18 protein-coding genes are annotated in these 23,599 nt (G+C 70.3%); 6 read left to right on the top strand and 12 right to left on the bottom strand.

All coding sequences use genetic code 11. The annotated features are described in order from the left end of the window. The first annotated feature begins 116 nt into the window (after positions 1-116). Positions 117-515: a DoxX family protein gene (locus tag ACLIVD_RS13885; RefSeq protein WP_280781662.1), complete on the top strand. Its 399-nt coding sequence runs from the start codon at positions 117-119 to the stop codon at positions 513-515. On the opposite strand, the gene ACLIVD_RS13880 is transcribed toward ACLIVD_RS13885, so the two are convergent. Beyond that, on the bottom strand, positions 481-3,828 hold the full coding sequence (locus ACLIVD_RS13880; RefSeq protein ID WP_283353750.1) for an ATP-dependent helicase: 3,348 nt from the start codon (positions 3,826-3,828) through the stop codon (positions 481-483). The two genes, ACLIVD_RS13885 and ACLIVD_RS13880, sit on opposite strands and share 35 nt — an antisense overlap. Next, a complete protein-coding gene (locus tag ACLIVD_RS13875) occupies positions 3,825-7,121 on the bottom strand; it encodes an ATP-dependent helicase (RefSeq protein ID WP_491932595.1) in 3,297 nt (1,098 codons plus the stop codon). Before ACLIVD_RS13875 ends, ACLIVD_RS13880 begins: the two co-directional genes overlap by 4 nt. 56 nt (positions 7,122-7,177) lie before the next feature. Here ACLIVD_RS13875 and ACLIVD_RS13870 point away from each other — a divergent pair, with 56 nt between their 5' ends. Together ACLIVD_RS13870 and ACLIVD_RS13865 are read left to right on the top strand one after the other, a co-directional pair. After that, positions 7,178-7,963 carry an alpha/beta fold hydrolase gene (locus tag ACLIVD_RS13870; RefSeq protein ID WP_283335274.1) on the top strand — a complete coding sequence of 262 codons (786 nt, stop codon included), beginning with the start codon at positions 7,178-7,180 and terminating at the stop codon, positions 7,961-7,963. Further along, entirely contained in the window at positions 7,963-8,271 is a 309-nt protein-coding gene (locus tag ACLIVD_RS13865) for an MGMT family protein (protein ID WP_009479577.1), read from the top strand. The genes ACLIVD_RS13870 and ACLIVD_RS13865 overlap by 1 nt, the downstream gene beginning before the upstream one ends. 13 nt (positions 8,272-8,284) lie before the next feature. Here the strand turns inward: ACLIVD_RS13865 and ACLIVD_RS13860 are convergent, their stop codons facing one another. Continuing rightward, entirely contained in the window at positions 8,285-9,550 is a 1,266-nt protein-coding gene (locus ACLIVD_RS13860; protein ID WP_491932594.1) for a lipase family protein, read from the bottom strand. A gap of 138 nt (positions 9,551-9,688) precedes the next feature. After that, on the bottom strand, positions 9,689-11,134 hold the full coding sequence (yczR, locus tag ACLIVD_RS13855) for a MocR-like transcription factor YczR (protein WP_283335233.1): 1,446 nt from the start codon (positions 11,132-11,134) through the stop codon (positions 9,689-9,691). Positions 11,135-11,195: 61 nt separating this feature from the next. On the opposite strand from yczR, the gene ACLIVD_RS13850 reads away from it, so the two are divergent. Both ACLIVD_RS13850 and ACLIVD_RS13845 read left to right on the top strand, forming a co-directional pair. Further along, positions 11,196-11,321 carry a hypothetical protein gene (locus ACLIVD_RS13850; protein ID WP_274542819.1) on the top strand — a complete coding sequence of 42 codons (126 nt, stop codon included), beginning with the start codon at positions 11,196-11,198 and terminating at the stop codon, positions 11,319-11,321. A 22-nt stretch (positions 11,322-11,343) separates the two neighbouring features. Continuing rightward, on the top strand, positions 11,344-13,092 hold the full coding sequence (locus ACLIVD_RS13845) for an NTP transferase domain-containing protein (protein ID WP_491932593.1): 1,749 nt from the start codon (positions 11,344-11,346) through the stop codon (positions 13,090-13,092). Between the two features lie 4 nt (positions 13,093-13,096). On the opposite strand, the gene ACLIVD_RS13840 is transcribed toward ACLIVD_RS13845, so the two are convergent. The 6 genes from ACLIVD_RS13840 to ACLIVD_RS13815 all read right to left on the bottom strand — a co-directional run bounded on the left by ACLIVD_RS13840 (position 13,097) and on the right by ACLIVD_RS13815 (position 20,789). Beyond that, positions 13,097-13,801, bottom strand: coding sequence for a sirohydrochlorin chelatase (locus ACLIVD_RS13840; RefSeq protein WP_418342076.1), 705 nt, complete (start codon positions 13,799-13,801; stop codon positions 13,097-13,099). After that, entirely contained in the window at positions 13,798-14,955 is a 1,158-nt protein-coding gene (locus ACLIVD_RS13835) for a uroporphyrinogen-III synthase (RefSeq protein WP_105413145.1), read from the bottom strand. The genes ACLIVD_RS13840 and ACLIVD_RS13835 overlap by 4 nt, the downstream gene beginning before the upstream one ends. Continuing rightward, a complete protein-coding gene (nirD, locus tag ACLIVD_RS13830) occupies positions 14,952-15,353 on the bottom strand; it encodes a nitrite reductase small subunit NirD (RefSeq protein ID WP_283335228.1) in 402 nt (133 codons plus the stop codon). The genes ACLIVD_RS13835 and nirD overlap by 4 nt, the downstream gene beginning before the upstream one ends. Before the next feature lie 81 nt (positions 15,354-15,434). Beyond that, complete coding sequence (gene nirB / locus ACLIVD_RS13825) at positions 15,435-17,945, bottom strand: nitrite reductase large subunit NirB (RefSeq protein ID WP_418342074.1); 2,511 nt, start codon at positions 17,943-17,945, stop codon at positions 15,435-15,437. 52 nt (positions 17,946-17,997) lie between these two features. Continuing rightward, positions 17,998-19,407 (bottom strand): MFS transporter, encoded by a 1,410-nt coding sequence (locus ACLIVD_RS13820; RefSeq protein ID WP_283335227.1) that lies wholly within the window; start codon positions 19,405-19,407, stop codon positions 17,998-18,000. 131 nt (positions 19,408-19,538) lie between these two features. Further along, positions 19,539-20,789, bottom strand: a complete 1,251-nt coding sequence (locus ACLIVD_RS13815) for a CynX/NimT family MFS transporter (protein WP_280781652.1) — start codon at positions 20,787-20,789, stop codon at positions 19,539-19,541. An 11-nt stretch (positions 20,790-20,800) separates the two neighbouring features. Here ACLIVD_RS13815 and ACLIVD_RS13810 point away from each other — a divergent pair, with 11 nt between their 5' ends. Next, the gene (locus ACLIVD_RS13810) at positions 20,801-21,466 is read left to right on the top strand and encodes a FadR/GntR family transcriptional regulator (RefSeq protein ID WP_280781651.1); all 666 of its coding nucleotides are present in this window, start codon (positions 20,801-20,803) and stop codon (positions 21,464-21,466) included. Here ACLIVD_RS13810 and ACLIVD_RS13805 read toward each other — a convergent pair. Beyond that, the gene (locus tag ACLIVD_RS13805) at positions 21,463-22,317 is read right to left on the bottom strand and encodes a TIGR02569 family protein (protein ID WP_280781650.1); all 855 of its coding nucleotides are present in this window, start codon (positions 22,315-22,317) and stop codon (positions 21,463-21,465) included. The genes ACLIVD_RS13810 and ACLIVD_RS13805 overlap by 4 nt on opposite strands. Before the next feature lie 82 nt (positions 22,318-22,399). After that, on the bottom strand, positions 22,400-23,584 hold the full coding sequence (gene moeZ / locus ACLIVD_RS13800) for an adenylyltransferase/sulfurtransferase MoeZ (RefSeq protein WP_016883159.1): 1,185 nt from the start codon (positions 23,582-23,584) through the stop codon (positions 22,400-22,402). Between the last annotated feature and the right edge of the window lie 15 nt (positions 23,585-23,599).

The following is a 23,599-nucleotide window of genomic DNA, read 5'->3' as shown; positions in this document are numbered from 1 at the left end:
CGTCCCCACGTTGCACTGAACTCCGACATCGGCTGGCAGCCTAACCCCGATTGCCCCGTCGGTGACACGTCGGAGCCTCGTTGTCGCGAACCGAGTGGTTCGGGCAAGCTGACGTAATGCAACGAGAGAGCCACACACCACGACCGAGCCAGAAGCCCGCACTCCGCCTTGCTGCGCTGCTGCTCGGCGCCGGCACGATGCACTTCGTCGCCCCCAAGTTCTTCGACTCCACGATCCCCACCCAACTTCCGGGCGAGGCCCGCACCTACACGTACGTGTCGGGGGTCGCCGAGCTCGCCATCGGCACCGCGCTCGCCGTGCCGCGAACCCGCAGGCTCGGTGGCGGCCTCGCTGCTCTCCTGTTCGTCGCCGTCTTCCCCGCCAACGTCAACATGGCAGTGGACTGGCTGAAGAGCTCCAAGACGACGAATGCGCAGAAAGCCGGTGTGCTGCTGCGTCTTCCGCTGCAGATCCCGTTGGTCACCGAGTCGCTGAAGGCTCGACGTCAGGCCTGATCTCTTCGTCGGGAGAACCGGCGGAACGGAGCAGACGGGCAAGCGCGTCGGCGTCGGGCAGGTGGTCCGGCGCGATCGTCCGCCCTGTCCGCACGTAGTGGAACGCGGCGCGAACCCGCTCGATCGGAACGTCCATCAGTTCGGCCCACGCCAGCCGGTACGCGGCCAGCTGCATCACGACGGCCTTCTCGTTGGCCGCGCTCGGCTCGGCGCCGGTCTTCCAGTCGATCACCGTCCACCCGCCGTCGGGGTCGGTGAACACCGCGTCGATCCGGCCGCGCAGCACCGTGCCCGCCACCGAAGTCTCGAACGGCACCTCGACCTCGGTCGGGTTGCGGTCCGCCCAGGACGAGCGCAGAAACGCATCCTGCAGGGTCGCGAGGTCGGTGTCGGGGCCCGCATCCGTGTCGGCGGCACCGGGCAGCTCGTCGAGGTCGAGCAGCCGGGTGGCCCCGAAGCGGCGCTCCACCCAGGCGTGAAACGCGGTACCGCGCCGCGCGAGCGGATTCGGCGGGAACGGCAGCGGACGCCGCAGCCGGGCGGCCAGGGCGTCCGGGTCGGCTTCCAACTCGACGAGCTGGCTCACCGACAACTGACCGGGCAACACCACCTCGGTGCGCGCGTTCGCCCGCGCCTCCCGCTCCGCGAGAAGCGCGTCGACGTCGGCTGCCCAGTTCTCGGGATCGTCGTCCTCGCCTGCCGGTGCCGGCTCGCCGGCACTCGTCAGCGCCGCGACGACCAGCGCCGCGCCCCGCTCGACCGACTCCCGGCGGAGCCCGAGCGGATCCCGCGGCCACACAGCCGACTTGGGGGTACTCGTCAGCGGGTTCTGCTCGTCGGGTTCGGGTGCGGGCGCCCAGATGTCGACGATCCCGATTCCCTCGTGCTCCTCGTCGGTCACCGTGTCGCGCAGTTCGGTGAGGAACTCCGACGGACCCTTGGGCTCGGTTCCGGATTCTGCCCAGTGGTGACCCGACGCGAACAGCACCCGTTCGGTGCGGGTGAGTGCGACGTAGAACAGCCGGCGGTCCTCGTCGAGTTTGCGCGACGCCAGCGCCGCCTTGTGCGCCTTCACGGCCTCCTCGAGGTCTTTCCGGTCGTACAGGTTCTCGAGCTCGAGAACGGGCACGCCGTCGGCCGACTCCCCCGGCCGCGCACGGTCTCCGCGCAACGACGGCGGCAGTTCACCGACGGCACCGAGCCAGGACCCGGACGCCGTCCGCGACGGAAAGACGCCCGCAGTGAGGTGCGGTACCGCCACCACTTCCCACTCCAGCCCCTTCGCGGAGTGCACCGTCAGCACCTGGACGCGGTGCGGGTCCACCTCGACTTCGCCCGGCGCCAAACCTTTTTCGACCGATTCGGCGGCCGACAGGAACGCGAGCAGTCCGGTGACGGTGGCCGACGTGCGGCTCGCGTACCCGGCGACGACGTCGGCGAAGGCGTCGAGATGTTCACGGCCGGCACTGCCCCGCGCCGACCGACGCGTCCGGGCCTGCGCCTCGATGCCGATACCCAGAGCCCGTTCCACCTCGGCCACCAGCTCGGTGAGTGGCTGCCCGATCCGCTCACGCAGAGACGCCAACTCCGCCGCGACGGCGGTGATCCGGGCGAAGCCGACCTGCGAATAGCGTTCGGCGGGGCCGGGATCCGCGAGGGCGTCCGCCAGCCCGGCCTGCTCCGCGTGTTCACCGGGCAACGCCTGGCCGACGGCGTCGGCCAGAGCGGACGAATCGGTGACGGCGCCGGTGGTGCCGTAGCCGGTTCCGATGGCCAGTTCGGATGCTCGCCGCGACAGCGCCGTCAGGTCGGCGGCCCCGATCTGCCATCTCGCCCCGGTCAGCATCCGCACGGCGGCACTGCCCGCCATCGGGTCGGCGACCACCCGGAGCATCGCGATCACGTCGGCCACCTCGGGGGTGTGGAGCAGTCCGCCGAGCCCGACCACTTCGACCGGAAGCCCCCGGGAACGCAGGACTTCCGCGATCGGTGCGGCGTCCGCGTTGCGGCGGATCAGCACCGCGGCGGTCGGCGGATCCTCGCCCCGGCTCGTGGCGTCCGCGTACTGTTCGGCGATGCGGTCGGCCACCCATTCGCGCTCCTGCACGACGTCACCGGTGAGGGCCAGCCGCACATCACCCGGGACGGCCTGTGGTCGTGCCCGCAGCGTGCTGACCGACACGCCCCGCTCGCGCAGGGACGCCGAAGCCATGTTGGCCAGCGCCAGGGCCTCCGGCGGGTTACGCCAGCTCGTGAGCAGTTCCAGGGTCGGCGCCGGATCTCCGTTCGCCAGCGGGAAATCCGTCGCGAAGCGGGGCAGGTTGGCCGCCGAGGCACCACGCCAGCCGTAGATGGACTGCATGGGGTCGCCCACCGCGGTGAGCGCGAGTTCGCCGTCGAGGCCACCGCCGAACAGGGACGACAGCAGCACCCGCTGCGAGTGTCCCGTGTCCTGGTACTCGTCGAGCAGCACCACCCGGAAGCGGGTGCGCTCGGCGAGTCCCACCTCGGGATGGTCCGCGGCGACCCGTGCCGCCAGCGACATCTGGCTGCCGAAGTCGAGCGCACCTTCCCGGCGCAGAGTGTCCGCGAGACGGTGCACCAGTGGAAGGAGTTCCACCCGCCGGTGCTGGGTGTCGAGGATGTCGAGCAGTTCCTTTCCGGGGCCGCCGCGCTGCCGCGGTCCGGCGGGCAGGGTGTGGACGAGCTTGTCGAGCTCGGTGTGGGCCTCCCGCAGATCGTCCGGTTCGACGAGATGCTCGGCCAGTTGCCCGGACAGCGCGAGCACGGCTTCGGTGACGGACGCCGGATTCCGGTCGGTGTCGAGGTCGCCGTCCCACGAGCTGACCACCCGGTGCGCCAGCTGCCACAGTTCCGTCTCCGACAGGAGCGTCGCCGAGGGTTCGATGGGCAGCAGGAGCCCGTGCTCGGACAGCAGTCGCCCGGCGTAGGAGTGGTAGGTGCTGACTTCCGGTTCGCCCGCGAGGATCCGCGACCGCAGGTCGCCGCCCGGGTCGACCCTGCGGAGCAGGTCCGAACCTGCAAGCCGGGCAAGGCGTTTCCTGATCCGGGCGGTCAGCTGCTGCGCCGCCTTGCGGGTGAACGTCAGCCCCAGCACCGCCTCGGGGTCGACGACACCGTTGGCCACCAGCCACACGACGCGGGCCGCCATCGTCTCGGTTTTGCCCGCGCCTGCCCCCGCGACGACGAGAGTCGGGCCGAGGGGGGCCGCGATGACGGCAGCCTGCTCCGGGGTCGGTGGATGCTGCCCCAGGCCGACGGCGAGTTCCACCGGGTCGATACGGATGGTCATTCCGACGTCACCTGCCGTCCCTCGTCGTGCGCGGGGCAACTCGTGCGCACCGGGCAGTGCCGGCAACCGTCGTTGACGCGGGCGAGGAACTCCGGCCCCTTGGTGGCCGCCGCTGCCGCGTGGATGACCGCGAGCCACACCTCGAGGTCCTCGTCCTCCAGCGGTGCCTGCACCCGCTGGGTCGCGCCTTCCTTTTTGTGCGGTTTGGCGACGAAGACCAGCCGCGCCCCACCGGGTTTCGACGCCGGCTCCCCGTCGATCGCGCCGACCGCCGCCGCCACCTGGTACGCCGCCAGCTGGGCGTGCTGCTGGGCGTCGTCCTTGGTGACGGGTGAGCGGGCGGTCTTCACGTCGACGATGACGGGCCTGCCCTCGGCATCACGCTCGAGCCGATCGATCCGCCCCCGCAGCCGGATCGTCGGGGAACCCTCTTCCCGCGGTTCCAGGACGCCGTCGACTGCCACCTCGACACCGACCTCGGTGAGTTCGGACCGGGTGTTACCGAGCCAGGCGGTGAACGTGGCGAGCATGTCCCGGGTGCGGTCGAGTTCGCGCCTCGAGTACCACTGTGACCCCAGATCGATCGACTCCCAGGCATTCTCGAGCGCGCGTGCCACCTGATCGGGCGGGATCCGCCCGGCGAGCGCCTGCACCAGCGTGTGCACGAGCGTTCCGGCGATGGCGTGAGTGTTGTCGCCGTCCGTCCCGCCGTGGCGTTCGAGCAGCCACCGCAGCGGGCACGTGTTGAGCAGGTCGATGGTGGACGGCGACAACGACACCGGGCCGTCCTCCTCGTTCCACAACGCCACGCCGGTGCTCGGCGCGGCGGTGCCGTACCACTGGTCCGGGTGTGCACCGCGCACTCCGGCGTCGGCGAGCCGGGCGAGTTGGCGCGCCGCGCGTTCCTGCCGGGCGGGGTCGGATTCCGCGACGTCCGGATCGCAGACCACGCTGCGCAATTCGGCGACCAGGGCGGGGAGAGCGAGGACCCGGGTCGCGGGATCCTCCGCCTGCACGACCGCCTCCTCGACGTCCGAATCCTGGTCTCCGGCGAGCAGTTCGTCGACGAAACGGGAGTGGACGAGGTCGGCGTCGCCGCTGGCCGAGTCGACCGCGGTGACGAGCAGACTCCGCCGCGCCCGGCTGCACGCCACCAGGAACAGCCTGCGTTCCTCGGCCAGGAGCGGTGCGGTGCGCGACATCCGGTCGGCGGCCGTCTCGCTGCCGTCGGACACTCCGGCGGTCAGATCGATCAGCGCCTCGGTGCCGAGCAGGCTTCCGCGGGCCCGCAGACTGGGCCACAGCCCTTCCTGCACACCGGCGACCGCGACGACGTCCCATTCGCGGCCGGCAGCCGAGTGGGCGCTGAGCACCGAGACGGCGTCGACCGGGACTGCGGAGACGTTCCGTGTGGTGGGAATGGCCTGCCCGGTGAGGTAGTCGACGAACCCGGCGAGCTGTGCGCGCGGGAGGCGGTCGACGTAACTCGCCGCGGCGTCGAACAGGGCGACCACGGCGTCGAGGTCGCGGTCGGCCTGTGCGCCGATCGGACCCCCGCGGGCGGAGGCCGCCGACCAGCGGCGTTCGAGTCCGGTGGCCTGCCATGCCGCCCACAGCACGTCCTCGATGCCGCGCCCGCGGTCCAGGGGAACCTTCGCCTTGCGCAGCACGGACAGCACCCGGTTCAGGGATGCCGCTTCGACGTCGGTCAGCTTGGCCGTGACCCTGCGGGTGCTGTCGGTCTCGCCCACCAGCACGAGACGGAGGAGCTCCGCCGAGTCGCGGTCGCCGCCGGACGCCAGCTCGGCGCGCCGCAGACCACGGCGAAGACGCCGGAGCGCCACGGGTTCTGCGCCGCCGACCGGGCCGGCGAGCAGGGCGAGCGCGTCCTCGCCCGTGAATTCCTGACCCGACAGGGCCCGCAGCACCAGCATCAGTCCCGACACCCCGTGCTGACGGGCCAGCGGCAGCTCGGACGCTGCGGTGGTGACGGGCACACCCGCACCCAGCAGGGCGCGGCGCAGCGGCGCCAGGGCGCGCGGAACCGAGCGCACGATCACCGCCATCTCCGACCACGGCACCCCGTCGAGGAGGTGGGCGCGACGCAGGGTGTCGGCGATGAGCGCGGCCTCTTTCGCCGCCGTGCTCAGCACCCGGACCGACGTCCGGCCACCGTCCTGCGCTGGGCTCCAGATCCGATGCGGCAGGTGTCCCGGAAGCCGGGACGTGATCCGGGCCGCCGTGGTCGCGACCTCCGCCGAACTGCGAAAGTTGACCGGCAGCAACACCTGCCGGGGATCGCCCTTGTCGGCCAGCTCGGCGAGGAATGTCGGGTCGGCTCCGCGAAAGCCGTAGATCGACTGGTCCGGGTCGCCGGCGACGACCGTGGTGCGGGTACCGGTGCCGAGGAGCCGGACGAGTTCCGCGGCCTGCGGATCGAGGTGCTGGGCGTCGTCGACGAGCAGGTGCCGCACCCGGGCCCGCTCGGTGCGCAGCAGGTCGGGGTCGGTGGCGAACGCGGTGAGGGCCGCGCCGATGAGTTCGGCGGCGTCGAGTGCGGGCGCCGTGGCCTCGGGGGCCTCGACACCGACGGCTCCGCGCAGCAGCATGCCGTGCTCGTACCGGGCGGCGAACATCCCCGCCGCCACCCACTCGGGACGGGAGTGCCGCTGGCCGAGCTTGATCAGGTCTTCCGGGCCGAGACCGCGCTCGCTCGAGCGCAGCATGAGGTCGCGTAGTTCGACGGCGAAGCCGCCCAGCGCCAGTGCGGGACGCAGACGTTCGGGCCACATCTCGCCGCCGTCCGCGATGTCGCCGTGCAGCATCTCGCGCAGCACCGCGTCCTGTTCGGCGCCGGTGATAAGCCGCGGGGGTGGATTTCCGTGGGCGGCGGCCTGCAGTCTCAGCACCGCGAAGGCGTAGGAGTGGACGGTGCGGACGAGCGGTTCGCGCGTGGCGCGGGGGCCGTGATGTTCGTCGTGGCCGATGAGGGCGGCGGTGACCTCTTCGCGCACCCGCCCCGCCGCTCGCTTCGACTGCGTCAGGACGAGCACCGACTCCGGGTCCTCGCCGCCGGCGATCCGGTCCACCGCGACGTCGACGAGAAGCGAGGTCTTGCCCGTTCCCGGGCCGCCGAGCACCTGCCAGGGATTCCAGCCCAGGCCGAGGGGCGGTGCGGTGAGGACCCGCTGCGTGGCGTCGTCCCACACCCGGGCCTCGCGGACCGGGTTCTGGCGGTGCACGAGCCGGGCACGGGGAACCGACGTCCTGGTGCGCACCGCCGATTCCGTCATGGATGGCATTCCACCAGAACGGTCCGACATCCCGTGCGGCGACCCGATCCGGCATCATGGGTCACGTGTCAGCACTGAATACGTACCTGTTCGGCGCCGAGGACGGCACGGAGATCCTCGCCCTGCACGGACTCACCGGTCACGGCAGACGGTGGGAGGCGCTGGCCACCGACCACCTGCCGGACGCCCGCTGGATCTCCCCCGACCTGCTCGGCCACGGCCGCTCCACGTGGTCGCCGCCGTGGAATCTCGAGGCCCACGTCAGGAGTCTCGTCGACACGCTCGACGCACACGCCCGGGGACCCGTGCTGGTCGTGGGTCACTCGTTCGGGTGTGCCCTGGCACTGCACCTGTCGCGGGCCGTCCCCGACCGCGTCCGGGGACTCGTGCTGCTCGATCCCGCGATCGGGCTCGATGCCGAGCTGATGCAATCGGTGGCGGATCTCACCATCTCCTCCCCCGACTACACCGACGTCGCGGAGGCCCGGTCCGAGAAGGTGCACGGCTCGTGGGGCGAAGTGGCCCGCGACGTCCTCGAGAACGAGATCGCCGAACACCTGGTGCCGCTGGCGAACGGCCGGGTCAACTGGCGGCTGTCCACCCCCGCCGTCGTCACGGCCTGGGGCGAGCTCGCACGCGAGGCCGTCCTGCCGCCCGCGCACCTGCCGACCGTCCTCGTGCAGGCGTCGAAGGTGCAGCCGCCGTACGTCACACCCGAGTTCCGCAAGGCTCTCACCGACCATCTGGGCGACAACCTCACCGCCGTCGACCTCGACTGCGATCACATGGTGCCGCAGGCCCGGCCCGACGAGGTCGCCGAGCTCGTCCGCACACTCCTCTGATGGTCGCGACGACGGAGGAACAGGTCGAGGCGGTCCGCGCGCTGGTCGCGTCGATTCCACCCGGCCGGGTGGCCACGTACGGCGACATCGCCTCGGCGGCAGGGCTGTCCAGTGCGCGGACGGTCGGCTGGATCATGCGCACCGACTCCGCCGACCTCCCCTGGCACCGGGTGCTGGGCGCGTCGGGACGACCGGCGCCGCACCTCGCGCACCGGCAGATCGCGAAGCTCGAACTCGAGGGTGTTCCCATCCGGGACGGCCGCGTGGATCTCGCGGCGGCCCGGCACCGGTTCGATCGGTCCGGCTGACGTCCCGCCCGCCTCAGCAGGTGCTCGGCGCGGGATCACCGCGGAACCGGGCGTCCATCCAGTCCAGCCCCTGCGGCAGTCCCAGCGCCGCCGCCGACAGGTGGTCGGGGGTCGGAGTGAGCAGCGTCTGCACCGGTGTGCCCGCGTCGCAGTACCGCCGCAGGGTGGTGTCGATCGAATCGACCGGGATCAGTGCGTCCGTCGGGCTGTGCCATTCGAAGACCGGCGTGGTGGGCACGCCCGCATACAGCTCCAGACTGTTCTCCTCCATCACCTTCCACGCTTCCGGATCGTCCATGAAGTTCTTGTTGTCGGTCATCTGTGACGCGCTGCGCCCGAGTCCGAACAGCATGATCTCGTTGGTGCATCCGTTGCCGATCATCTGCTTCATCCAGCGGCCCTGATCGTTGAGCTGGCCGCTGACGTCGATGCGGTCCGGGTATTCGCGTTCCAGGCCCAGTGCGGCGGCCATCGCGAGACCGAACGCGGGGTGCGGGTTGGTGCCGAGTGCCTCCGCCATCTTCACCAGGTTCATCGGGGTTCCGCCCTCGGCGGCGCCGACGATGTTCAGTTCGGGGGCGTAGCTCGGCGCCAGCGCCGCCGCCCAGGCCGTGGCCATGCCGCCGCCGGAGTATCCGCCCAGTCCGACCTTGCTGTTCTGCACCTGCAGTTCCGGGACCCGTTGCACGGCGCGGATGCCATCGAGGGTGATCTGGCCACCGAGCTTCGCTGCGCCGTACGCCATCCTCGGTCCGAGATGGTCGGGCAGCGCCACTGCCCACCCGCGCGCGAGTGCGATGTTGAGTCCCGCAGCCTCGCGGATCTGGTGCAGGGGGTCGGTGGTGTAGAGCTCGGTGACGATCTTGCACTTGTTGCCCAGCGAATTGATGATGTGCTGGTACGACACCAGCGGTCCGTCCGGGACGTGGTTCGGGGGCAGCACGTACGTGGTGTTCGCCGCGATCGGCTTGCCCTCGGAGTCGGTTGTCCGGAACAGCAGCTCCCACATCGCGCTGCCGGGGAAGTAGTACGACGGCGGCAGCTGCCGGATCTTCAGGACCTCGCCCGGTGCATGGTCGGCGACGTCCGCGGGCTGGAGGTAGAAGGGGTCGGGGTCGGCGACGGGGAAGATCGCGTCGGCAGCGGGTGCGGACAGCAAGGGGGGCAACGGCAACGGTGGTTGCGCCGAGGAGGTGCCTGCGCCCACGAGGGCGGCAGTCAGCGCGAGGACCGAGCCGAGTACAGCGGCGCCGAAGGATCTGCGGAACAACGAGCCCATGACATACCCCAATTCAGCGAGCGGTCGACGGCATCACTATGCCAGAGCGTCGATAAAGATCAGCCCCTTTCCCGGTACCGAACTGGTCTCTGACCGATACTTCGATTCACAGGTACTTTCACGCCGGACACCCGCGCGTCACACGACGAGCGTCGGCGCCGCGGACATCGACGCGTCGCCGGACACGACCAGGGTGGCAAGGATATTCACGGCTGCGGTCAGCTCGGACACCGGCCGCGTGAAGGGCAACCGCTGGTGGTCGTCGAATAGATGGCCGGTACCGAACCGGGGCCCGGGAGCCAGGAGCAAGCCCCTCGACCGGGCCGCGGCGACGAGTTCCGTCGAACTCGTTCCGGCCGGGAGCGCGCACCACAGGGACAGCCCCCCGGCGGGCAGCACGTAGTTCCACCCGGGCAACCGATCGTCGACAGCCGCCGCGAGCGCGTCCCGCTGCACCCGGAGGTCCCGGCGCCGCTGCGCGACCAGACGGTCGTGCCGGGCGAACAAGCGGACGGCCGCAAGCTGATCCAGCACCGAGACCGACAATTGCCTGCGTGCCATGATCTTGGCCATCTGTGCGGTGCGGGCGGCCTCGGCACGCACCCAGCCGATGCGGATACCTCCCCACACGGTTTTGCTGAGGCTGCCGATCGCCACAGCCGCCGATTCCGGGACCGGGACGCCGAACGGCTCGTGGTCGTCCGAACCGTCCAGCACGAGTTCCGCCGCCACCTCGTCCACGACGGTCACCACGCCGTGGCGCGCCAGGGTCGCGGCCAGTCGCCGCCTGCCCTCGGGGGTCGCCCTGGCTCCCGAGGGATTGGAGAAGTCCGGCATCAGGTACGCCACCGTCGGGGCGCTCTGCCGCGCGGCCCGGTCGACCTCGGCGACGAACGCGTCCGGGTCGGTCGCATCGATCGCCACCGGAACGGGTCGGCCGCCGGCCGCCTGCACGGACTCGACCGCCCCGGGATAGGTCGGGTGTTCGACCAGGACGCGGTCGCCCGCCTCGACCAGAGCCTCGAAGACCACTTCGGTGGCATCACCTGCGCCACCCGTGACGAGGATCTGATCCGGGGTGGTCGGGCGACCCCTGCGGGTGTAGTGGCCTGCTATCGCCGCCCGGAGCGTCGTCAGTCCGCCGGGGTGGTATCCGTGCTGGGACATGAAGCGGGGCAACTCGTCGACGGCGTCCAGGTAGGCCTCCCTGAGTTCGGGGGCCGCCGCCGGCGCGGCATTGACGAGGTCGATGACACCGTCCACCGGCGCGCCCACCATGCTTCCCCACGCCGGCGGTCCCGACGGCATCGCCACGAAGGTTCCCGATCCGTGTCGCGCCGACGCCCAACCGGACTCGCGGAGTTCGCGATACGCGGCACTGACCGTCACCCGGCTGAGCCGGAGCTCCTCCGCGAGGGCCCGTTCGGCGGGCAGCCGGACTCCCACGGCCATCGACCCGTCCGCCACTCTCTCGCGGAGGGCGTCGGCGAGCCCGCGGTACAGCGGTTGCCCGCCGGTGGGCGCCGCACCGAGCAGCACCGCCAACTCGGTTGCCGAGACGCTTCGGACTGGTTCGACACTCATACAGGCCACTTTCCCACAGAGGACTGGAATTCGCGGTCCACATTGCCCCGACAATCGATACATGCTGGTAATTGGAATCCTCTTGGCCCTCAGCCTGGCGTCGGTGGCCTGGCTCTGCGTCAGCACGGCGCGCGGCGGACGGTCCGGGCTCGCCGGACCTCCGCGCAGCCACCTGCACAGCGACTGAGGATGTGCGGCAGCATGAGGGAATGAACTCTGCCGCACCCGTTCACGCGATCGTCCTCGCCGGTGGACGAGCCACTCGGATGGGCGGCGTCGACAAGCCGGCCGTGGTGGTCGGCGGACGCCGGATGCTCGACACCGCCCTCGACGCCGTCGACGACTGTGAGCGCATCGTCGTCGTGGGACCTCGGCGCGCCGACCTCGATTCGACGGTGCTCCAGACGCAGGAGACGCCGCCGGGCGCCGGGCCGGTCGCGGGGGTGGCCGCCGGACTCGCCGTGCTCGACGCCGAACCGGACGACCGGGTGATTCTGCTCGCGTCGGATCTGCCGTTCGCGGAACCCACGATGGTGGAGGCCCTCGCCGCCGCCGTGCAGGACGCCGACACCGTGTTCGCGGTCGACGAGTCGGGCCGCCTGCAGTTCCTGTTGTCCGCGTGGCGTGTCGGTGCGTTGACCGACCGTGTGCGCGCGCTCGGGTCGGCGGTCAATCAGCCGATGAAGGCGCTCGTTCCGGACGCGTTCGCGACGGTTCTGTTCCGCGGCGTCACCGATTGCGACACACCGGACGACGTCGAGCGGGCCCGGAGCAGGGCCGCGGCGGCGCCGGTCACGATCGCCGAGGCCCGGGAGGCGATCCTGACGGTCGTCCCCCCGCTCCCACCGCGGTCCGCGGCGCTCGGCACGGCGCTCGGCGCCACCCTCGCCGAGCCGCTGCTCGCCGCCGAAGCTCTCCCGCGCATCGCCGTCTCCGCCATGGACGGATACGCCGTCGCGGGCGACGGTCCGTGGGTGCTGCGCGACGACATCCGGTACGCGGGGAGCTCCGAGGAACTCGAGCTGGCGGACGGCGAGGCGGCCCGGATCGCGACGGGTGCGCACCTCCCCAGCGGCGCCACCGCCGTCGTGCGGGACGAATTCGCCGTGGCGACAGACACCTCCGTGGGGCCGCGACTGTCCCGCCGGGAGGACGCCCCCGTGCGCGACGACGCGCGGCGGCGTGGCGAGGACTGGCACGAGGGGTACCGGCTCGCGGCGGAGGGCACGGCCGTCACGCCCGCCCTCGTCTCCGCCGCCGCGAGCGCGGAGGTGACCACCGCGGGGGTCCGCGGACCAGTCCGCGCGCACGTGGTGGTGACAGGAGACGAGATCCGGCGGGACGGTCCGCTACGACACGGGCAGACGCGGGATGCTCTGGGACCCGTTCTCCCCCAGTTCCTCTCGTGGTGCGGCATCCGGACGGTCGCGGACGCCCACCTGCGGGACACGTCCGACAGCTTCGACGAACTGTTCCGGGAAGTCCGCCAGCCCGATCTGATCGTGATCGTCGGGGCCACCGGCGGCGGCGCGGCCGACCAGTTGCGTGCGGCGCTCGACCGGGCGGAGGCCCGGGTCGTGGTGGGGCGGGTGCGGTGCCGCCCGGGCGGTTCGCAGGTGACCGCGCTGCTGCCCGACGGGCGGGTGGTACTCGGGCTGCCCGGGAATCCGTACGCCGCGGTCGTGACGCTCCTGACCACGGTTCCGTCCATCACGGCCGCACTCACGGGCCGCACCCCGGCACCGCGTCAGCTGGCGCGTATCGCGAATGCGTCCGAGGTTAGTGGCGACGCCACCCGGATCCTGCCCGCGGTCCCGCAACCGGACGGCACGTGGCGCGTCGACCCCGGAATCCGCACCGCGCATCTCGCGGGCCTGATCGACCGCGAAGCACTGGCGCTGGTACCGGCGGGCGCGGCCGACGGTGATCTGGCCGAACTGGTGCCGCTACCGCGCTGACGGGTCAGCGCTGGAACGACAGGGTGCGCAACGCGGCCGGAATTCCGCTTCGGTAGCGCTCCGCCACGAGGTCGACGATGGCCGGATCGACACCGAGCGGCTCGGCCACTCCGTCCGCACCGGCATCGGCGAGGCGCGCGTGGAACAGTCCGTGGGCCAGGAGATACGACGCGACGAACACGCGCTTCTCGCCGCTCGCACGCAATCCGGCCACCACGTCGGGGACCCGCGGCTGCGCTGTCGCCACGTAGCCGATCCGGACCCGCGACGCGACGAGCTCCGACAGCAACGCCGCGGCGCGCCGGACGTCGCGCAGGGCCCGCGGGTCGGACGAGCCGGCCGCGGCGAGCACGACCGCGTCGCCGGGCCGCCAGCCCGCGTCGACGAGGCGCCGCAGCAGGACCTCCGCGAGAACGGGGTCCGGTCCCAGCGCCCGGGTCACGGCCACCGAGGGGTGACCGCTGTCCGCGACTTCCCGCGGAACGTCGGTGTGGACGTGGTAGCCGGACGCGAGGAACGCCGGGACCACGACGGCGGGCCCGGTGATGTCGCGGAGCACCTCGGCCGGTGAGGGCCCGAGAACGTCCACGAAGGACACCCGGGTGGGTCCGACCTGCTCGGCGACGGCGTCGGCGAGCGCGGCGATCATCTCCACGCCCCGGGGACTCCGCGTGCCGTGTGCCACCAGTACCAGTGCTGTCTCGTTCATTGCTGTCCCTCCTCACGTGAATCGACGCAGTCGACGGGGTCGAGAGCGAGGCGGTATCCCCGCTTGACCACCGTCTGGACGGCTTTCGGTGCACCCAGGGACGCCCGCAGCCTCGCCACGGCGGTCTCCACGGCGTGGGTGTCGCCACCACCACCGGGCAGCGCCGCGAGCAGTTCGTCCCGGGGTACGACCCGGCCGGGCCGGGCGCCGAGCGTGCGCATCAGCGACATCGCGGCGGGGGGCAGCTGCCGCACCTCGCCGTCGACGACGACGCAGCCGCCGCGGATGCTCAGTTCGTGTCCGGCGGTCTGGATCTTGTTCGCCCGCCTCGGCAGTTCGTCGGCGATGTGCCGCGCGAGGGCACCCAGCCGCGAGCGCGCCGGCGTCGTCGTCGGCACCTCGAGTTCGCGCAGCGGTCCCGCGGTCACCGGCCCCACGCAGGCCGCGAGGACTCGGTGCCGGAACGAGTGCAGCACCATCTCGATCATTCCGGTCTCCTTGGCGCGGGTCAGCAGCGAGGCGACCGCCGGTGCGCTGGTGAAGCTGACCGCGTCGAGGCCGCCGGAGGCGATCAGTTCGATCATCCGGTCCATCGGGGCCTGGTCCTCGAGCGGTGTCCACCGGTAGACGGGGACGGCGATCACGTCGGCGCCCGCGCAGCGGAGCACCTCGCAGAAGTCCGCGACGGGCTCCCATTCCGTGGTGGCACCGTGCAGCTGGACCGCGATGCGCTTGCCTTCGACGCCCTCACCGAGCAGGTGATCGAGCACCTCGGCCGACGACTCCGAGGCGGGTGACCACTCTTCCCGCAGGTCCGCGGCCCGGATCGCGCCCTTCGCCTTGGGTCCGCGGGCCAGCAGGCGGCTCGACGCCAGTGCGCGGCCCAGCTCCTCCGCTTCACCCCAGCCGTCCGCGGCCTCCATCCAGCCGCGGAACCCGATCCCCGTCGTCGCGACGACGATCTCCGGCGGGTTGTCGATGATCTGGCGCGTGACGCGCTCGAGTTCCGTGTCGTCGGCCAGCGGGATGATGCGGATGGCCGGGGCGTGCACCACGGTGGCACCGCGCCGCGTCAGCAGCGTGGCGAATTCTTCCGCACGCCGGGACGCCGTGATCCCGATCGTGAATCCGCACAGCGGCGTGTCGTCGTTCACGCGTTCGTGCTGTGAACCTGGACGACGCCGGCCCACACCCGCACGTCGTACACGGGCAACCACACCGACTCGTCGTCGAGGCAGCGACCGTCGACCAGCGAGAACACCTGCTTGAGCAGCGGCGACGCCACGGTGGGCTCGCCGGCCCGGTCACCAACGAGGCCGCGGGACATCACGGCCGCGCGCCCGAACGGGTCGATGTTGCCCACGGCGCGCAGCGTTCCGTCCTCGAGCAGGAACAGTGCCACCTGCTCCCCGCCTCGCAGCAGTACCGCCACCCCGAGACCGGGAATCAGCTGGCTGAGCGGGCACGCGGACGTCCATTCGAGACGGCCTGACTGGACGCTTTCACGCCTGATTCCACTGGCACTGTGCACGTTCATGTCGACGACGGTCATCACAGTCCTCCTTCGGGCTGGTGTGTATCCGTGCTTGGATACATCGTTCGGGGTCGGTGTTTCCGCAGCGTTAAGCGGGGATTACTCCGGTGTAGAAGCTGCGAATTTCGGCATTCCCATCAACACGGGGACCTTCCGGACGCCCGTGTCGTCGAACGAGACGGTCGGATCGGCTTCCTCGGGCGCATTGACGAACGACACGAACCGCGACAGCTTCTCCGGGTCCTCGAGCACGCCCGCCCACTCGTCCTTGTATCCCAGAACGTGCTTCGCCATGGCCGCCTCGAGGTCGGCGGCGATGCCCAGGCTGTCCTCGCACACCACTGCCTTGAGGTGGTCGAGCCCGCCTTCGAGGGAGTCGACCCACGGCGCGGTGCGCTGAAGACGATCCGCGGTGCGGATGTAGAACATGAGGTACCGGTCGATGTAGCGGACCAGGGTCTCGTCGTCGAGCCCACCGGCGAGCAGCTGGGCGTGCTTCGGGGACTGGCCGCCGTTGCCGCCGACGTACAGGTTCCAGCCGTTCTCGGTGGCGATGACGCCGACGTCCTTGCCGCGTGCCTCGGCGCATTCGCGGGCGCAACCCGAGACACCGAACTTGAGCTTGTGCGGGGACCGCAGGCCCCGGTACCGGTTCTCCAGGTCGACCGCCATGCCGACGGAGTCCTGCACGCCGTATCGGCACCAGGTGGATCCGACGCAGCTCTTCACGGTGCGCAGCGACTTGCCGTAGGCCTGACCGGACTCCATGCCCGCGTCGACGAGTCGCTTCCAGATCGCGGGTAGCTGTTCGACGCGGGCGCCGAACAGGTCGATGCGCTGACCGCCGGTGACCTTGGTGTAGAGGCCGAAGTCGCGGGCCACCTCGCCGATGACGATGAGCTGTTCGGGCGTGCATTCGCCGCCGGGCATCCGCGGCACCACCGAGTAGGTGCCGTTCTTCTGGATGTTGGCGAGGAAGTGGTCGTTCGTGTCCTGCAGGCCCGCCTGGTTGCGGTGCAGGATGTGATCCGAGTCGGTGGACGCCAGGATCGATGCGACGACGGGCTTGCAGATGTCGCAGCCCGACCCCTTCCCGTACTTCGAGATGAGCGCGGAGAACGTGCGCGTGTCGGTGGCCTGCACGATCTCGAACAGTTCGGCGCGGGACTGCTCGAAGTGCTCGCACAGCGCCTTGGACATCACCACGCCGGACGACGCGAGGAGCTGCTTGATCGTCGGCAGGCAGCCGCCGCACGTCGTTCCGGCGTTGGTGCAGCTCTTGACCTGCGCGATGTCGCAGGCACCGTCGGCGATGGCCCCGCAGATGGAACCCTTGGTGACGCCGTTGCAGGAGCACACCTCGGCGTCGTCGGGCAGGGAGCCGGCGCCGGGCTTCTCCCCCGCCGGCGAGATGAGCGAGGCCGGATCGCCCGGCAGTTCACGGCCGACGAGCGGGCGCAGCGACGCGTATGCGGACGCGTCGCCGACGAGGATGCCGCCGAGCAGCGTCTTCGCGTCGTCGGACACCACCAGCTTGGCGTAGGTGCCCTTGGCGGCGTCGCTGAGGACCACCTCCAGGGCGCCGGGGGTCTGAGCGTGCGCGTCGCCGAAGCTGGCGACGTCCACACCCATCAGCTTGAGCTTGGTGGACAGGTCGGCGCCCGGGAACTCCGCCGCCCCGCCGAGCAACCGGTCCGCGACGATCTCCGCGGTGGTGTAGCCGGGTGCGACGAGGCCGTAGCACCGTCCCTCCACCGCGGCGCACTCGCCGACCGCGTAGATGTTCTCGTCCGACGTGCGGCAGCCGAGGTCCGTGATAATCCCGCCCCGCTCGCCGACCTCGAGTCCGGCGTCGCGGGCCAGCTGGTCCTGCGGCCGCACACCCGCGGAGAACACCAGCAGCGCGGCCTCGATCACCGAACCGTCGGACAGTTCGACGCTGATCCCGTCCGGACCCTCGGTGATGCCTGCGGTGCCGACACCCGTGTGGACGGTGAGACCCAGGTCGGTGACCAGGTTGGCGAGCAGCGCTCCACCACCCTCGTCCACCTGCAGGGGCATCAGCCGGGGTGCGAACTCGACGACGTGCGGTGTCATGCCCATCAATTTGAGGGCGTTCGCGGCCTCGAGTCCGAGCAGACCACCGCCGACGACGACACCGACGGCGCCGGGACCGGCCGCGTCGGCCCGCTTCCGGATGCCGTCGAGGTCGTCGAGCGTGCGGTAGACGAAGCACTCCGGCCGGTCGTGCCCGGGGATCGGCGGCACGAACGGGTACGAACCGGTGGCCATCACGAGAGCGTCGTACGCGACGACCTCGCCCGAATCGGTGGTGACCTTGCGGGACTCCCGATCGATGGTCGCGGCCCGGCGGCCGATCCGGAGATCGACGAGAGCGTCGTCCGGGTAGTCGTTGCCCGCGAGCGCAAGCTCCTTGTGGTCCCACGCCCCCACGTAGGAGGACAGTCCCACCCGGTCGTACGCGGGGAGGGGCTCCTCGCAGAGCACCGTCACCGACCAGTCGTCCGACTCGTCGCGCGCACGCAACGCCTCGACGAATCGATGTCCGACCATTCCGTGTCCGATGACCACTGCTGACTTGCGGCTCATGCCGTCGCTCCTTCTAGCTGAATTACTCGAGTTCATGCGGTACTGCGTGAGGTCACGCCGAGACCGACACCTTTTCGTCGTCGCCGGAGACGGTGAGCCCACGGGTGACGGACGGGCGGCGCAGGAAGACGAACCAGGTGACGAAGATGCAGGCGATGTAGAAGGCGAGGAACACCCAGAACGCCATGGTCGCCGACTTCGCGGTGCCCCCGTAGGACGCGCGCAGCACCAGGTTGATGCCGACGCCGCCGAGGCCACCGATGGCGCCTGCGAACCCGATGAGCGCGCCGGACATCGCCCGCGACCACGCCGCCTTGGCGTCCCGGCTCAATCCCTCGAGTCCCTGCGCCTTGGCCTCGAAGATCGACGGAATCATCTTGTAGACCGAGCCGTTGCCGATGCCCGCCAGCAGGATGAGGGTGATGAAGCCGAACACGAACGCCACCAGCACTCCGGCCGTGGCCGCGCCGGGCGTGCCGTCGTCGATGGTCCCCGCGGTGACCAGCACTGCGGCGGCGAGCGCCATGGCGACGAACGTGTACAGCGTGATCTTGCCGCCGCCGATGCGGTCGGCGAGCTTGCCGCCCATCGGCCGCGCGATGGAGCCGAGCAGCGGTCCGATGAAGGCGATCTGGGCGGCGTGCAGCGCGGCCGCGGCGGGGGTGGCGCCGCCGGCGAGGAAGTTGATCTGCAGCACCTGGCCGAACGCGAAGCTGAAGCCGATGAACGAGCCGAACGTGCCGATGTAGAGGAAGCTGATGACCCACGAGTCGGAGAACTTCAGCGCCTTGGCCATCGACCGGAGATCGGACTTCTGGTTGCCGAGGTTGTCCATGAACAGGGCGGCGCCGACCGCGGCGACGGCGATGAAGACCAGGTAGACGGCGCAGACGATCCACGGCTCCGTGTTACCCAGGGTGGCGATCACGAGCAGGCCGATCACCTGGATCATCGGGACGCCGATGTTGCCGCCGCCTGCGTTGAGGCCGAGCGCCCAGCCCTTGAGGCGCTGCGGGTAGAACGCGTTGATGTTGGTCATCGACGAGGCGAAGTTGCCGCCGCCGACGCCGGCGAGGGCTGCCACGAGGATGAACGTCGTGTACGACGCGCCGGGGTTCATCATCAGGTACAGCGTGAACAGCGTCGGCACGAGCAGGACGAGGGCGCTGAAGACGGTCCAGTTGCGGCCGCCGAAGCGGGCCGTCGCCACCGTGTACGGGATCCGCAGAATCGAGCCGACGAGGGTCGGGACCGCGACGAGGAAGAACTTGCCCGCCGCGTCGATGCCGTAGATGTCGGTCGGCATGAACAGGACCATGACGGACCAGATCGACCAGACGGAGAAGCCGACGTGCTCAGCGACTACCGACCAGATCAGGTTCCGCTTGGCGATGTCCTTGCCGCCCGCCTCCCAGGCGTCGACGTCTTCCGCGTCCCAGTGCTCGATGTAGTGCTTCTTCACCCGGGCCTCCTCGTTGTGTGGGAGACCCAAAGGTAGAAAACCGGTGTTGCGGCGGTGCTGCGGTCGGTGACCGCAACGTCAACTGATCCTCACTTTTCAGCTGGGCCGATGTGAGGTTTCCTGCATGTTTCCTAGACGTGTCGAAGAGCGTCCTGCGGCTCCGAATCGACGTGCCAGCTGTCCTCGAGCATGCGCGGCTTGCATGCCTGGAACGCTGCGATGAGGAGGATCACCACGCCGCACGTCAAGAAACCGAACGACAGGGTCCACCCGCCGGAGGCATCGTGGAACACGCCGAACAGTAACGGACCGAGGCACGCGACGGCGTAACCCACACCCTGGGTGAAACCGGACAGCGTCGCCGAGCCGAGATGGCTGCGCGTGCGGAGATTGATCAGTGTCAGCGACATCGGGAACGTGCTGGGCCCGAGCCCGAGCAGCACGATCCACAGGATCGGCGCGCTCATCGGGGCGAGCAGGAGTCCGCTGAAGGAGACGAGGTAGCAGACCGCGCACCCGATCACGATCGGGAACGGGTTGCGCATACGCGCGCACAGCGTGGGGGCGCCGAACGCCGCGACGAGTCCCATGAACGAGAACAGTCCCACCATGGCACCGCCGAACGCCTCACTCGCGCCGGCGTCGGACAGGATGTCGGGAATCCAGGTGAACATCGAGTACGTGATCATCGACGTCATCCCGAACATGCCGGCCATTCCCCAGCCGACGGGCGATCGCCAGGCCTTCCCGTGGGGACGCTCGGCCGGAACGTCCGCCGGCGGCTGCGCCGTCACGACCACGGCGCGACGTCGTTCGCGGGCGAGGAGGAAGATCCACGGGACCGCCGCGGCGAAGCCGAGGAGCGCCCACACGCCGATCGAGAACCGCCAGCCGAATGCCTCGGCGAGCGGGACGGCCACGAAGGCGGGCGCGATGGTGCCGAGCTGCACGCCGACGATGTACACCGAGCTCATCACGGCCAGCCGGTCGGAGAAGTAACGCTTGACGAGCGGCGGAATCACCACGTTGCCGATTCCCATGCCTGCCAGCGCGAGCGCCGACAGTGCCAGCAGTGACCAGGTGTCGCTCATCAGGGCTCTCGTGAGCATGCCGACCGCGGCCATCAGCATCGCGACGAGGGCGGTCCGTTCCAGGCCCCACCGCTTGGCGATGAGCGGCGTCCCCAGTCCGAACAGCGCGAACATCGCCGTCGGCACCATTCCGAACACCCCGACGACCGTCGGCGAGAATCCGATGTCCTCCCGGATCTGCGAGGCAAGCGGGGTGAACGAGGTGACCGCCAGCCTCAGCACGAGAGCAGACATGGCGATCGCACAGAAGACGAGGAGGCGGCCGCGTAGAAGAGTCACAAGAGAAATCATAGGATGACAGGATGACCTTTGGAAAACCAGTGCGCCGCTCGAGTCTGATCTCACAGGTCACCGAGCAGCTGCGCGACGAGATCTGCAGTGGTCGGTGGGCGGTCGGCGCGAAGATCCCCACCGAGACCGCGCTGTCCGAACTCACCGGAACGGGACGCAACACTGTCCGCGAGGCGGTGCAGGCCCTCGTCCACACCGGCCTGCTCGAACGGCGGCAGGGATCCGGCACGTACGTCGTCGCCACCTCTGACGTCGGGGGCACACTCGGCAAGTACTTCGCCGGCGCACACGAGCGCGACGTCACGGAACTGCGGCAGGCGCTCGACGTCACCGCCGCCGCGCTCGCCGCCCGGCGCCGCACCCCGGACGACGTCGCACGCCTGCAGAGCCTCCTCGACGAGCGCTCCCGGTGCTGGGCCGAATCCGACACGGAGGCCGCCGTCGCGGCGGACGTGAGCCTGCACCGCGCGATCGTCGAAGCGAGCCACAACGCCGTGTACCTGGAGTTCTACGACTCGCTTCTGCCCTCGATCGCCCAGACCGTCGACCGGCACGTCCACGCGACCGGTGTCGGGTTCCACGACGAGCACGGGCGTCTGATCCAGGCGGTGGTCGACGGGGACGAGGCTGCCGCGACCACGGCCGCCCGCGATCTGTTCGCGGAGCTGCTCACCTAGAGCAGGAGGCGTACCACGTCGGCCGTGCGGGCAAGTCCGGGAAACGCCTCCGCGGTCGAGCGTGGGTGCAGCACGTGGACGGCGAGCCTGAACAGCACCGCACGCAGGAGCATTTGCGGCCATTCGGGCAGATCTTCCCAACGGCCGATGAGGGCCTCGTCGGCTCCACCCCAGGAAATGGCATCCACCACGGCCACCGCCGCCGCCCACGACGCGGGACGCCAGTACGGAGTGATGTCGGTGATCCCGGGCGCGAGGGCACCGGCGAACAGGACGGTGCCGAACAGGTCTCCGTGCACCAGCTGGTCCGGGCCCGTGACGGGCTTGCGCAGCGTCGCGAGTCCGGTGATCAGTTCCAGGCTCTTGCGACCGTCGGGGGACGGCGTCTCGAGCTGTTCCGCACCCTTCGCGCTGCGCAGCGGGATCTTCTCCCAGGCGGCGCGATCCGCAGCCACGAACACGTCGACCTCGGCCCACGGCGCAACCGGGGGCTGCACGAGGAACCGGGGACGGTCGAGCTGCGAGGTGGCGGCGTGAAGCCGCCCCGACATCGACACGACCTCGTCGTGACGCGGTTCGGGCGTGCCCTCGATGAACGTGTCGGCCCGCCACCCGGACACCACATACCGGCCGTCGGTGGACCGCACAGGACGCGCGAGCCGCACCCCGTCCACCTCCAGCGTCTCGCGGATCTTGGCGGACCACGCGGCGCGCGCGTGGTCGGCGACGGCTGACAGGACTACGTCTCCACAGAGCCACCCGCCGTCCCAGTCCGCACCGAGTGGGATGGGCTCGACTTCCCGGAGGCCGAACGTGGAGCACACGTGTTGAGGGGGTTGGCCTGTGCTCACGGACTCAACGCTACCGCCGGGTGGGCCGGTGACACTGCAAGGCGCGCTGGCCCGGGCACGGGCAATCACGCCACGACGAAGGTCAGTAGACGGGCAGGCTGGTGTCCACCTGTTTCGCCCACGCGATCACGCCGCCCTGCAGATGTGTGGCGTCGGAGAAGCCGGCCTTCTTCAGCGCGGCCAGCGCTTCCGCCGAGCGGACGCCGGTCTTGCAGTGCAGCACGATCGGCTTGTTCTGCGGAAGCTCCGACAGCGCCTCCCCCGACAGGATCCGGTCCTTGGGGATCAGCACGGCACCGGGCAGGTGGACGATGTCCCACTCGACCGGCTCGCGCACGTCGATCAGTTCGATCTCCTTGCCGGAGTCGAGGAGATCACGCAGCTCCGTGGCCGTGATGGTCGAACCGGCCGCCGCCGCCTGACCCTCGTCGGACACCACGCCGCAGAACGCGTCGTAGTCGATCAGTTCGGTGACCGGGGTCCGCGCCGGATCCCGGCGCAACGTGATGGTGCGGTAGGTCATGTCCAGTGCGTCGTAGACCATCAGCCGTCCGAGCAGCGACTCCCCGATGCCGGTGATCAACTTGACCGCCTCGGTGGCCATGATCGAACCGATCGACGCGCAGAGCACACCGAGCACACCGCCCTCGGCGCACGACGGCACCATGCCCGGCGGGGGCGCCTCCGGGTACAGGTCCCGGTAGTTGAGTCCGCGACCGTTCGGCGCATCCTCCCAGAACACGGACGCCTGGCCCTCGAATCGGTAGATCGAGCCCCACACGTACGGCTTGTGCGCGAGGACGGCGGCGTCGTTGACGAGATACCGGGTGGCGAAGTTGTCGGTGCCGTCGAGGATCAGGTCGTACTGCTCGAACAGTTCCACGGCGTTGTCGGGCTCGAGCCGGAACTCGTGCAACCGGACGTCGACGTTGTCGTTGATCTCGCGGATCGAGTCGCGCGCACTCTCGGCCTTCGGACGGCCCACGTCGGACCGGCCGTGGATCACCTGCCGCTGCAGGTTCGACATGTCGACCTCGTCGAACTCGACGATGCCGAGCGTCCCCACACCCGCCGCCGCCAGGTACAGCAGGGCGGGTGACCCGAGGCCGCCCGCGCCGATGACGAGGACCTTCGCGTTCTTCAGACGTTTCTGCCCCGCCATACCGACATCCGGGATGATCAGGTGCCTGCTGTACCGCGCCACCTCGTCGCGGGAAAGTTCGGCGTCCGGTTCCACCAGCGGCGGCAGTGCCTCGGTGGTCTTCACAGAACGGTCAAGCGA

It is taken from the genome of Rhodococcus sp. G6(2025), from assembly GCF_058628105.1.
This window is presented reverse-complemented; position numbering and strand designations above follow the sequence as displayed.

Bases quoted from the DNA above. Each gene is read 5' to 3' on its own strand.
- ACLIVD_RS13885 (WP_280781662.1), top strand. From the start codon at position 117: ATGCAACGAGAGAGCCACACACCACGACCGAGCCAGAAGCCCGCACTC.
- ACLIVD_RS13880 (WP_283353750.1), bottom strand. From the start codon at position 3,828: ATGACCATCCGTATCGACCCGGTGGAACTCGCCGTCGGCCTGGGGCAG.
- ACLIVD_RS13875 (WP_491932595.1), bottom strand. From the start codon at position 7,121: ATGACGGAATCGGCGGTGCGCACCAGGACGTCGGTTCCCCGTGCCCGG.
- ACLIVD_RS13870 (WP_283335274.1), top strand. From the start codon at position 7,178: ATGGGTCACGTGTCAGCACTGAATACGTACCTGTTCGGCGCCGAGGAC.
- ACLIVD_RS13865 (WP_009479577.1), top strand. From the start codon at position 7,963: ATGGTCGCGACGACGGAGGAACAGGTCGAGGCGGTCCGCGCGCTGGTC.
- ACLIVD_RS13860 (WP_491932594.1), bottom strand. From the start codon at position 9,550: ATGGGCTCGTTGTTCCGCAGATCCTTCGGCGCCGCTGTACTCGGCTCG.
- yczR (WP_283335233.1), bottom strand. From the start codon at position 11,134: ATGAGTGTCGAACCAGTCCGAAGCGTCTCGGCAACCGAGTTGGCGGTG.
- ACLIVD_RS13850 (WP_274542819.1), top strand. From the start codon at position 11,196: ATGCTGGTAATTGGAATCCTCTTGGCCCTCAGCCTGGCGTCGGTGGCC.
- ACLIVD_RS13845 (WP_491932593.1), top strand. From the start codon at position 11,344: ATGAACTCTGCCGCACCCGTTCACGCGATCGTCCTCGCCGGTGGACGA.
- ACLIVD_RS13840 (WP_418342076.1), bottom strand. From the start codon at position 13,801: ATGAACGAGACAGCACTGGTACTGGTGGCACACGGCACGCGGAGTCCC.
- nirD (WP_283335228.1), bottom strand. From the start codon at position 15,353: ATGACCGTCGTCGACATGAACGTGCACAGTGCCAGTGGAATCAGGCGT.
- nirB (WP_418342074.1), bottom strand. From the start codon at position 17,945: ATGAGCCGCAAGTCAGCAGTGGTCATCGGACACGGAATGGTCGGACAT.
- ACLIVD_RS13815 (WP_280781652.1), bottom strand. From the start codon at position 20,789: ATGATTTCTCTTGTGACTCTTCTACGCGGCCGCCTCCTCGTCTTCTGT.
- ACLIVD_RS13810 (WP_280781651.1), top strand. From the start codon at position 20,801: ATGACCTTTGGAAAACCAGTGCGCCGCTCGAGTCTGATCTCACAGGTC.